9 protein-coding genes are annotated in these 11,668 nt (G+C 45.5%); 6 read left to right on the top strand and 3 right to left on the bottom strand.

The window, feature by feature from the left end:
* Positions 1-12 precede the first annotated feature (12 nt).
* The 6 genes from cysD to BM283_RS02490 all read left to right on the top strand — a co-directional run bounded on the left by cysD (position 13) and on the right by BM283_RS02490 (position 9,067).
* Entirely contained in the window at positions 13-918 is a 906-nt protein-coding gene (gene cysD / locus BM283_RS02515; RefSeq protein ID WP_090688855.1) for a sulfate adenylyltransferase subunit CysD, read from the top strand.
* 70 nt (positions 919-988) lie between these two features.
* Positions 989-2,260: a sulfate adenylyltransferase subunit CysN gene (cysN, locus tag BM283_RS02510; RefSeq protein WP_090688851.1), complete on the top strand. Its 1,272-nt coding sequence runs from the start codon at positions 989-991 to the stop codon at positions 2,258-2,260.
* A 161-nt stretch (positions 2,261-2,421) separates the two neighbouring features.
* A complete protein-coding gene (locus tag BM283_RS02505) occupies positions 2,422-5,958 on the top strand; it encodes an FAD-dependent oxidoreductase (protein ID WP_090688848.1) in 3,537 nt (1,178 codons plus the stop codon).
* 215 nt (positions 5,959-6,173) lie between these two features.
* Positions 6,174-7,301: a Re/Si-specific NAD(P)(+) transhydrogenase subunit alpha gene (locus BM283_RS02500; RefSeq protein ID WP_090688845.1), complete on the top strand. Its 1,128-nt coding sequence runs from the start codon at positions 6,174-6,176 to the stop codon at positions 7,299-7,301.
* A gap of 71 nt (positions 7,302-7,372) precedes the next feature.
* Entirely contained in the window at positions 7,373-7,681 is a 309-nt protein-coding gene (locus BM283_RS02495) for an NAD(P) transhydrogenase subunit alpha part 2 (protein ID WP_090688842.1), read from the top strand.
* Positions 7,682-9,067 carry an NAD(P)(+) transhydrogenase (Re/Si-specific) subunit beta gene (locus BM283_RS02490; RefSeq protein ID WP_090688838.1) on the top strand — a complete coding sequence of 462 codons (1,386 nt, stop codon included), beginning with the start codon at positions 7,682-7,684 and terminating at the stop codon, positions 9,065-9,067.
* Between the two features lie 239 nt (positions 9,068-9,306).
* Here BM283_RS02490 and BM283_RS02485 read toward each other — a convergent pair whose 3' ends face one another.
* Genes BM283_RS02485 through BM283_RS02475 form a run of 3 tightly spaced genes read right to left on the bottom strand, consistent with a single transcriptional unit; the run spans position 9,307 to position 11,666 of the window.
* Positions 9,307-9,867, bottom strand: coding sequence for a NifU family protein (locus BM283_RS02485; RefSeq protein WP_090688834.1), 561 nt, complete (start codon positions 9,865-9,867; stop codon positions 9,307-9,309).
* A gap of 54 nt (positions 9,868-9,921) precedes the next feature.
* Entirely contained in the window at positions 9,922-10,404 is a 483-nt protein-coding gene (sufU, locus tag BM283_RS02480; RefSeq protein WP_090688831.1) for a Fe-S cluster assembly sulfur transfer protein SufU, read from the bottom strand.
* Positions 10,404-11,666 (bottom strand): cysteine desulfurase, encoded by a 1,263-nt coding sequence (locus BM283_RS02475; protein ID WP_090688826.1) that lies wholly within the window; start codon positions 11,664-11,666, stop codon positions 10,404-10,406. The genes sufU and BM283_RS02475 overlap by 1 nt, the downstream gene beginning before the upstream one ends.
* Positions 11,667-11,668: the final 2 nt, after the last annotated feature.

The following is an 11,668-nucleotide window of genomic DNA, read 5'->3' as shown; positions in this document are numbered from 1 at the left end:
GTTAAAGAAAGAATGAGTCATCGAACTTTTACCCACTTGGATGCCTTAGAAAGCGAAGCCATTCATATTATGCGGGAAGTGGCGGCCGAATGTACTAATCCTGCATTATTATTCTCCGGAGGAAAAGATTCCATTGTTTTGCTCAGATTGGCTGAAAAAGCCTTTCGGCCAGGACGCTTTCCTTTCCCGTTATTACATATTGATACCGAACACAATTTCCCCGAGGTAATTGAATTTCGCAATCATCGGGCCAAAGAGTTAGGTGAGCGCTTGATTGTACGCAGTATGGAGGATTCTATCAAACAAGGTAGAGTCGTGTTGCGCTCTGAAAACCAAAGCCGTAACCCTTTTCAATCCATTACCTTATTGGATGCCATTGCGGAATTACGTCTTGATGCGTGCATTGGTGGAGCGCGCCGTGATGAGGAAAAAGCGCGTGCCAAGGAGCGTATATTTTCATTTCGCGATGAATTTGGTCAATGGGATCCTAAAAACCAGCGACCCGAACTATGGAGTCTTTACAATACACGCACCCATCCAGGAGAAAACATTCGTGTTTTCCCCATTAGCAATTGGACCGAGTTAGATGTGTGGGAATATATCGAGCGCGAGCAACTGGAAGTACCTTCTATCTATTTTGCTCATTGGCGTGAGGTTATTCCGCGTGATAGCGGTTTATTGCCAGTATCACATCTGGTCCAACCCAGAGAGGGGGAACGCATAGAAAAAATGATGGTGCGTTTTCGTACCGTAGGTGATATGAGCTGTACCTGCCCAGTTATTTCTCAGGCTAAGAATGTAAATGAAATTATCGTCGAAACTGCCATGACACGTATAACTGAGCGTGGTGCCACGCGTATGGATGATCAGACTTCAGAAGCCTCTATGGAATTGCGCAAAAAAGAAGGGTATTTCTAATTCAGTTTGCTCGTTGAAAAAACAGAAACCATTTCTATTTTAAGAATCATTTGTCAAAGGCTATTACCAAATGTCAGAAGTTAAAAATGTAAGGCTTGATCGTGCCGAACTGTTGCGTTTTATCACTGCTGGGAGTGTGGATGACGGAAAAAGCACTCTGATTGGGCGTTTGTTGCATGACTCCAAATCGATTTTTGAGGATCAGTTGAGCTCTATTGCACGTAGTTCTAATAGACGCGGGATGCAATCGGTTGATCTTTCTTTGTTAACTGATGGTTTACAAGCAGAGCGGGAGCAAGGGATAACGATCGATGTGGCCTATCGTTATTTTGCGACGCCAAAACGTAAGTTCATCATTGCCGATACCCCTGGCCATGAGCAATATACCCGAAATATGGTTACGGGTGCTTCTACTGCTAATCTGGCGATTATTTTGATTGATGCACGCAAAGGTGTACTTACGCAATCTCGTCGCCATGCTTATCTTGCCAGTTTGGTAGGGATTCCTCATTTAGTCGTGGCCATTAATAAAATGGATTTGGTAGGGTATTCACGCGAAGTATACGAGCGCATTCGTAATGATTTTGCTTCTTTTGCCCAGGGGCTTCGTTTAAGCAATATTGAATATGTTCCCATGTCTGCCTTGAACGGGGATATGGTGGTTGAAAGAGGCGACAAGTTGACTTGGTATGAAGGCACGACATTGATGGATTTGCTGGAAAATATCGATATTGAGCATGACGTCAATACCGATGATTTCCGCTTTCCTGTGCAATGGGTTTGTCGTCCACAAACTGAAGAATTGCACGATTTCCGTGGATACATGGGACGAATTGAATCAGGCTCAATTCGTGTGGGTGATGAAGTAGCGATTCTTCCTTCTGGATTATCTTCACGCATTAAAGAGATCCTTTTGTACAAGCATTCTTTTGAGGATGCATTTTCACCCCAATCTGTCACACTGACTATTGAAGATCACTTAGATATTTCTCGTGGGGATATGTTAGTAAAAGCTGCTGGGCAGCCACAAATCAAGAAGGAATTTGCTGCGATGCTATGCTGGCTATCTGAACAGCCACTTGATTCTCGCCGTAAGTATATCGTCAAGCACACCACGCGTATGATCAAAGGAATGGTAAGTCAGATTGACTATCGTGTGGATGTCAATACGCTCGATCATGAGACAACAGATTCCCTGAAAATAAATGATATCGCACGGGTGGTGATGAAAGTGCAGCAGCCAATTGTATTGGACGATTATGCTCACAATCGTGCTACCGGGAGCTTCATTGTTATTGATGAAACGAGCAATAATACCGTCGCAGCCGGCATGATTTGCTAGATATGCTTTTTCGGAATAAACACAATCTTTTACGATAGTGAAAAAGTAGCGCCCATATCATTTTTTATTCAAAATTAGCTTGAGCCGGTCTTAAGCAATTGACTTCATTTTTCACCCTGAGCCCTCCATTTTTTTTGCTATAAAAATATCAATAAACAACTATGACAAATTCAGCATTAATGCGTAGCAAACCATCAGTAGAAGTTATTATTCCTGATCTTAAATTTGGGATGGTTTTTGCGGATTTGTATTGCCGTGATGGTTTAGTCAAGCTGGATCAAGCATTTCTTGACTTTCTACAAGCAGGGGATGCTGGTCTGTGTAAACGCTTGGAGCTGGCACGCCTTCATCCGGATAGCTTAGCACCCAAAGATGAATCTGCTTTTCTGATTGAGCTTGCTCCGTGGATGGAGGATTTCATTGCACAGTTATTTGGTATAGGCAAGGAAGTGCGTGTACTTGCAGCGCGTCATCATGAACTTGCCCCGCTTTATTTCTGCAAGCGGCAATTTGTGCAACGCCGTGCCAAAACTAAGGTGAGCGATGAAGTATTACCAACCATAGACGCTATTGCCCTAGAAAAGAAACTCGAAGAAGAGTTTGGCGAGCCTTTTTCTGAGTTGGTGTTTGCAACTCATGTGACCCGATGGTTAGAGGATGAAGCAAACCACGCAGTCCGTTTAAATGATGCGTTGCACTATGCGGCTTGGGCATTACGCACGCCTGAAGGGCAAACGCATACCCAGCAAGGTGTGTTATTCAAATCTCCAGCAAAACTTGATTATCTGCACTTGTTGTCAATGGTAACCGATGATCATGCTGGTTATACTGTCCACCGTCTTGAGCACCTTCGTCAGCGCGAAGGATTTTCTCTGACTGATAATGGTACCGACCTGGTGGGCGCTTTGGATGAGACCAATTATTGTATCTGGTGTCATGAACAAGGTAAGGATTCCTGCTCAAAAGGGTTCAAAGTCAAACCTAAAAATGCCGAAGAACCCGCTGCTTTCAAGAAAAGTGAGTTAGGAGCATTACTCACGGGCTGTCCCTTGGAAGAGCGGATTTCGGAATTTCATAAACTCAAGTCGCAGGGGGTGGCGATTGGCAGCTTAGCCATGATTGTACTGGACAACCCAATGTGCGCAGGCACGGGGCATCGTATTTGTAATGACTGCATGAAATCCTGCATTTATCAGAAACAGGATCCGGTAGATATTCCGCAAGCAGAGACGCGTACCCTTAAAGATGTGCTCGAATTACCGTGGGGATTTGAGATATATAGCTTGCTTACGCGCTGGAATCCTCTTAATTTACGCAGACCGCTGCCCAGACCAGCTACCGGTAAGAAAGTTCTGGTGGTGGGAATGGGGCCTGCTGGCTATACTCTGGCACACCATTTGATGAACGATGGTCATACCGTAGTGGGAGTAGATGGTCTCAAGATTGAGCCATTACCGGCAGAGATTTCCGGAGTCGGTCTGCATGGGGAGCGTATATCCTTTAATGCTATTTACGATACCAATATGCTCCGTGTCGATCTGAATGAACGTATCCCAGGTGGTTTTGGTGGAGTGGCCGAATACGGTATCACCGTGCGCTGGGATAAGAATTTTCTTCAATTAATTCGTCTCTTACTGGAGCGACGGCCAGAATTTGCGCTTTATGGTGGGGTACGCTTTGGCGGTACTATGACAGTAGATGATGCGCTGGCTTTGGGTTTTGATCATATCGCGCTAGCTGCAGGCGCTGGGCGTCCAACTATTCTTGATTTACCCAATGGCTTGGCACGTGGTGTGCGCGCAGCTTCCGATTTTCTAATGGCACTTCAGCTATCCGGTGCAGCACAGGCTGATTCTATCGCTAACGTACAGTTGCGCTTGCCTGTTGTAGTGATTGGTGGCGGGCTTACTGCGATCGATGCGGCTACGGAAGCTTTGGCTTACTATCCGGTCCAGGTTGAGAAATTTTTACAGCGTTATGAGTTACTTGCTTCAGAACAGGGAGAAACTGCCGTTCGCAATCGCTGGGATGAAGAAGAGCGGCAAATTGCTGAGGAGTTTTTGGCACACGCACGAGCGATTCGTGCCGAGCGTGCACAGGCAGCCAAGGAAGAGCGAGCACCGGATATTCTGAAGCTATTGCAATCATGGGGTGGAGCTACCATTGCGTATCGTAAGCGATTAATTGACAGCCCTTCTTATACGCTGAATCATGAAGAGGTTGAGAAAGCAATGGAGGAAGGGATTTGGTTTGCTGAAGGGCTGACGCCGTTGCGAGTTGATGTCGATCAATGGGAGCATACCCAGTCGATTAGACTTTCTGCTCAAACAGTAAATGAGGCAGGACAATGGCAAAAAATCAGGGAAGTTGATTTGCCTGCCCGTGCCATTCTGGTCGCCGCTGGTACCCAGCCGAATACCGTCCTTGCCAGAGAAGATGAGAAGTATTTCAAATTGAATGGACGCTATTTTGCAGCTTGCGATGATCAGGGGAATCCAGTTAGCTTGACAAAGGGTAATCCTAAGCCAGAGACACCAGCGGTCTTGCTGAGCCACTGCGATGATGGGCGTTTTATCAGTTTCTTTGGTGATTTGCACCCGTCTTATTCAGGTAATGTAGTTAAAGCCATGTCAAGTGCCAAACAAGGTTATCCCATTGTCAGTCGCGTGCTTGAACGTGTTACGCCGGCTTCGACTCAATTGAATGTCCAGTTTTTTGCTGAAATGAATCATCAATTGAGACCGACCGTGCATAAAGTGGAAAGGCTGACACCTAATATTATCGAAGTGGTCGTGCGCGCACCTATGGCAGCAAGACATTTTCATCCCGGGCAATTTTTCCGCTTCCAGAATTTTGTGACATTGGCTCCGATGATAGAAAACACCCGGCTAGCGATGGAGGGCATCGCATTGACAGGAGCATCGGTAGATGTTTCGAGTGGGCTTATTTCTCTGATTGCGCTCGAAATGGGGGGGTCAGCAAATTTGTTTACCTTGCTTAAACCAGGCGAACCGGTTGTGCTGATGGGGCCTACAGGTACGCCTACCGAAATTCTGCCAAATGAGACGCTCGTGCTAGTGGGGGGAGGACTTGGCAATGCGGTGTTATTTTCTATTGGCGCTGCTGCACGTGCTGCAGGATGCCGGGTTTTGTATTTTGCTGGCTACAAAAAACTGGTTGATCGTTATAAAGTGGCTGAAATTGAGGCCGCGGCAGACACCGTTGTGTGGTGTTGTGATGAAGCGCCTGGATTTGTACCTTCCAGGCCAGGTGATTTTAATTTCGTTGGCAATATTGTGCAGGCAATGGTTGCTTATGGCAGCGGTGCACTCGGTGCACAGCCTATCTCCCTGGCAGATGCTGATCGTATCATTGCGATTGGTTCTGATCGAATGATGGCGGCGGTGGGTTATGCGCGTCATCATCAGCTGCAGCCCTATTTGAAAAAAAATCACTTTGCTATTGGTTCTATCAATTCCCCGATGCAATGTATGATGAAGGAAATTTGTGCCCAATGTTTGCAGCCTCATAAAGATCCTGAAACGGGTGAGATTACTTACGTTTTTTCATGTTTCAATCAAGATCAGCCATTAGATTGGGTTGATTTTAGTAGTTTATCGTCACGCTTGCGCCAAAATAGCGTACAGGAAAAATTAACCAGTCAATGGTTAGGTCGTTGCCTGAAAAATTTAAATTAAGAATAAAAGCGGCGTAACTTATCATGGTATTTATTGCCTTTGAATATATAAGACAATAACGCGCTAACGTATAGATAGGTTCACAGATAAATTATGTATAAGCTTCAATCAAAGCAATGTATCCATCAAGATTCATTTATAATCTCGCATTCGAGAAAAGTTATGCAAAGCATTTGGTATTTTCAAGTTTGAATAGAGGATAAGGGAGATAATCGATGCACATAGGCATACCTGCAGAAATTAATGCGGGAGAAACACGTGTAGCAGCTACGCCGGAGACGGTTAAAAAATATACTGCCAAGGCTTTTCACACTGTTCTGGTTCAATCTGGCGCAGGTGCTAGTGCAAGTATTCCTGATGCTGCCTACCAAGAAGCGGGTGCAGTGATCGTTAATGAGGTATCACAATTATATGGTCAATCACAAATTATCCTGAAAGTGCGTGGCCCCGGAGCTGAGGAAGTGGCGCTAATGCGCAAGGATGCGATTCTGATTGGTTTGTTGTCACCCCATCAAGTGGAAGGAATCGAGGTGCTCGCTCAACATGGCTTGACTGCGTTTGCCATGGAGAAACTACCGCGTATTTCACGTGCACAAAGTATGGATGTACTGTCTTCTCAGGCGAATATTGGTGGATATAAAGCAGTCATTATGGCTGCCAATGTTTATCAGAAATTCTTCCCTATGCTGATGACAGCTGCAGGAACCGTGAAAGCAGCAAGAGTATTAATATTGGGAGCAGGGGTAGCCGGATTGCAGGCGATTGCCACGGCTAAACGGCTGGGAGCAGTGATAGAAGCTTTTGATGTGCGCCCTGCAGTTAAGGAACAAGTTGAGAGCTTAGGTGCTAAATTTGTTGAGGTTCCGTTAACGGACGAAGAAAAAGCGAAGGCTGAAACAGCCGGTGGCTATGCTACTGAAATGTCGGATGATTATAAACGTCGGCAGGGTGAATTAATTCATCAAAGAGCTGTTGCGGCTGATATTGTCATTACGACTGCTTTGATCCCCGGGCGTCCAGCGCCAGTTTTAATAAAAGAAGAAACGGTTCAAGCGATGAAACCTGGTTCAGTGATAGTGGATATGGCGGTGGAGGCAGGCGGAAACTGCCCCTTGTCAGAGCTGAATAAAACGGTGGTAAAACATGGTGTTCATCTCATTGGTATTGCGAATCTTCCGGGTCTGGTTGCCGCAGATGCAAGCGCGCTTTATGCACGTAATCTTATGAATTTTCTTAATTTGATGCTTGATGCCAAGAGCGGAGAGCTCAAAATTAACCAGGAAGATGAGATTATTGCCGGAACATTGGTATGTTCGGAGGGGCAGGTTGTCAAGAAAGCATGAGACAAAGTAACCCATTGTTTTGATGCGCGCTTTAATATTCATAAAAGTTAACGAATTCAAGAGGAGCACACATGATCGGTGAAATTGATCCAACGATAATTCATCTCACGGTATTCGTGTTGGCGGTTTTTGTTGGCTATCACGTGGTCTGGAATGTAACCCCTGCGTTACATACACCGCTGATGTCAGTAACTAATGCCATTTCTAGTATTATTTTAGTAGGCGCCATGCTGGCTGCAGGGCCTGCTGAAACCGACTGGGGGGTCTGGCTGGGGGCGGCGGCTGTTGTTCTTGCCTCCATTAATGTATTTGGTGGGTTCCTCGTCACACAACGCATGCTGGAAATGTTCAGAAAAAAAGATAAAAAAGGAAGCGCCTAAATGTCTGCTGATTTGATTGCTCTCGCTTATCTGGTTGCAGCGGTTTTTTTCATACTGGCGCTGAAAGGGCTTAGTTCCCCCCTTTCTGCCCGGCGTGGTAATTTGTTTGGAATGGTTGGGATGACGATAGCCGTTGGCACTACCTTGACCATTACCCAGAATTGGACATTGATACTCGGTTGTATCGCAATCGGAGCGATAATAGGTTCTATCGTAGCGCAGCGCGTCCAGATGACCGCAATGCCGGAACTGGTTGCTTTCATGCACTCGCTGGTAGGTTTGGCCGCAGTATTTATTGCCATTGCCGCTGTTAATAATCCTGTTTCATTTGGCCTGCCTGAGATGTTGCCAGCTGGTAGCAAGCTGGAGTTGTTTTTGGGGACGTTTATCGGTGCCATGACCTGGTCTGGCTCTGTCATTGCTTTTCTTAAATTGTCTGGCCGCATGAGTGGCGCTCCAGTTATTTTCACTGGGCAACACATGATCAATCTGACGTTAGCCCTGGTCATGATTGGCTTCGGTTTATGGTTCTTTTTCAGTGAGACGACTAACTGGCCAGCATTTATCACCATGACAGCGATTGCTTTCATACTCGGATTCCTCATCATTATTCCTATTGGGGGAGCAGATATGCCGGTGGTCATTTCCATGCTGAATTCCTATTCAGGCTGGGCTGCGGCGGGTATCGGCTTTTCGCTAGGTAATCCGATGCTGATTATTGCTGGCTCGTTGGTAGGCAGTTCTGGCGCAATTCTGTCGTATATTATGTGCAAAGCCATGAACCGTCCTTTTCTTTCCGTCATCCTGGGAGGCTTTGGTAGTGAAGGCGGCAGCCAAGGAGCCGCGGATGGAACACAGAAAACCTATCGCAGCGGAAGTGCTGAGGATGCTGCCTTCCTGATGAGTAATGCTGATAGCGTTATTATCGTTCCGGGGTATGGTCTGGCCGTTGCTCGTGCGCAACACGCAGTCAATGAGCTTGCCGAAGTTTTGCATGAAAAAGGCGTAAATGTTCGTTTTGCTATCCATCCCGTTGCGGGCCGTATGCCAGGGCATATGAATGTACTTCTTGCTGAGGCAGAAATACCGTATGAACAAGTTCTGGAGATGGAAGAGATCAACAGCGACTTTCCTAATACTGATGTGGTGCTGGTACTTGGGGCAAATGACGTGGTCAATCCAGCCGCAAATGTGCCGGGCAGTCCCATCTATGGTATGCCTATTCTAGAGGCACACAAGGCTCGTACCGTAATAGTCGTAAAACGTAGTATGGCTGCAGGTTACGCTGGCCTTGATAATGATTTGTTCTATATGGACAAGACGATGATGGTGTTTGGCGATGCCAAAAAAGTGGTAGAGGATATGGTGAAAGCAGTTAATGCCTAGAAGATGCTTATCCTTTTAAGTCACCTTCAAGGTATTAAGAAACTAATTTATTGATTCTTTTTTGAGTTAGGATGAGTTGCTTTAAGTGCATTATTTGGCAGACTGGAGTAGCTTGGCTTGTTCAACGCCATGATGGTGACGATAGATTTAACGTGACTTTGACTAAGGATCACACTATGGCAGGGAAAACCTGCTGTGATGTGATCCTCATGTTTAAAACTCACGTTACTTATATTTTCTCAGGCGGAAACAAGCACGATATCCGGCTCAATTGTTTTTAACAATCGCTCAATTCCTCTGAGCGTTCCAGAAATTGAGCTAGGGCAAGTGCCACATGCCCCTTGATAATGAATTTTCAGAATATTCTCTTCCAGGCTCAATATATGAAGATCACCGCCATCATTTTGTAAGTAAGGACGTACTTCCTCATCTAATAATATATTGATACGCTCCAGTCGCTGCTGATCTTCAGGACTCAAGTTAGTCAATAGTTCATTGGCTGCTGCTACCGTCTCAGCGGATTGCGCATGAGCCGCTGGTGCAGCCCTAATCGGATCAGCAACAGCGCGTGCAAGATCTTGCCAGTCAGCTTCTCCATCTTGAGTAATCGTAATCCAGCGGTCAACATAGAAGACATTGGTAACATGATCTATATCGAACAAAGCTGATGCCAATGGATCATCCTTTGCTTGCTCAGCACTATCATAGGAATGACTTATACCCCAGGTAAGCGGTTCTTTTAGAACAAACTTTAAAGCATTTGGGTTAGGCGTGCCTTCTATTTCAGCTATTTTTGGCATTTTGTTTTAATTATTTTGATAGTGTTTTATTATGCGATATCTGGTTTTTGGGGGTTAGGCCTTACTGTTAGCAGTATGGATTGAATCTTCTGCTGTTTCAGTCGATACGATAGCATCAGAATTCAATGCAGCTTGCAACGTATGCCAGGGCAGAATTGCGCATTTGACCCGTGTCGGTAGGTCACGTACGCCAGCAAACACAGCTAGCCTCCCGAGGTGGTGAGGCCCTGCAAGATCAAGATCGCCCACTACCATTTCCCGAAATTCTGTTATTAAAGTTTCTGCTTCCGACCGTGATTTCCCTTTGACCGTCGCTGTCATCATTGAAGCAGATGCTTTACATATAGCGCATGATTCTCCCTGAAAAGCAATACGATTAATGTGCTCTCCTTCCACGTGCAACGCAAGATCAATGCGATCACCGCATAAGGGATTATGTCCTACTGCGTGGTGGTTTGCATTATCAAGCGTGCCATAGTTGCGGGGCTTGCGATTATGATCAAGGATCACTTCCTGATAAATTGATTTTAAATTCATTATGAGAAAACCTTTTGTATAGAATGAATACCTTCTACCAAAGTATCAACTTCTGCTTTAGTATTATAAAAAGCAAAGGAGGCACGTGAGGTGGCAGGTATTTTGAAGCGCTGCATAATGGGTTGTGCGCAATGGTGACCCGTGCGTACAGCGATTCCTTCTTGATTAAGCAGTGTTCCTACATCATGAGGGTGAACGCCATCAATGATGAATGACAAGACAGCAACTTTCGTCCGCGTATTACCGATAATGTGGACACCGGGTATAGTGATGATCTGTTCGGTTGCGTAATTAATCAGTTCATGCTCATAAGCTGCAATTGCATCTAACCCGATCTTCGATAAATACTCTATTGCGGCACCAAAGCCAATCGCAGCAGCAATAGGAGGCGTGCCTGCTTCAAATTTATACGGAATGGTGTTGTAGGTCGTTTTTTCAAAGGTTACCGAGGCAATCATATCACCCCCCCCTTTGAAAGGCTGCATGGATTCCAGCAACTTGGCTTTACCATAGAGGACGCCTATTCCTGTTGGGCCGCATAATTTGTGAGCAGAAAAGGCATAGAAATCACAATCCAGATCTTGCACATCGACTTTTATATGGGGAGCAGCTTGTGCGCCATCGATTAAAACCGGTACGCCTTGCCGGTGGGCAAAAGCAATCATGTTTTTAATCGGATTGATGGTGCCCAGTGCATTCGATACATGCGTTAATGCGACAAAGCGAGTTCGAGGATTAAATAGCTTTTCATATTCATCAATTAATAGCTCGCCCGCGTCATTAATCGGTACGACACGAATGGTTGCACCTTTTTCTTCTGCCAGCATTTGCCATGGCACAATGTTTGAGTGATGCTCTAGGTTCGTTAAAATAATTTCATCACCACTCTGAATAAACTTGCGACCATAACCATGCATCACTAGATTAATGGCATCTGTTGTACCGCTGGTAAAGATGATTTCTCTATCTTCACGGGCATTGATAAAATGCTGCAAGGTGCGTCGGGCCGTTTCATATTCCCGTGTGGCTATCTCAGATAGGTAGTGCACTGCACGATGGATATTAGCATGCTGAGTTGTTTGATACCGTATCAGACGATCGATGACTGATTGAGGCATTTGACTTGATGCAGCGTTATCCAGATAAACAAGTGGTTTATCGTTTACTTTGAGATTGAGAATGGGAAAATCGGCACGATATCGTGCTGCCAACTCTGAAGTTGGGGAAGTATTCATGTCTAGTAATGCATCAACAATTTTCATGT

Source organism: Nitrosomonas sp. Nm34 (genome assembly GCF_900113925.1).
Lineage (GTDB): Bacteria > Pseudomonadota > Gammaproteobacteria > Burkholderiales > Nitrosomonadaceae > Nitrosomonas.
This window is presented reverse-complemented; position numbering and strand designations above follow the sequence as displayed.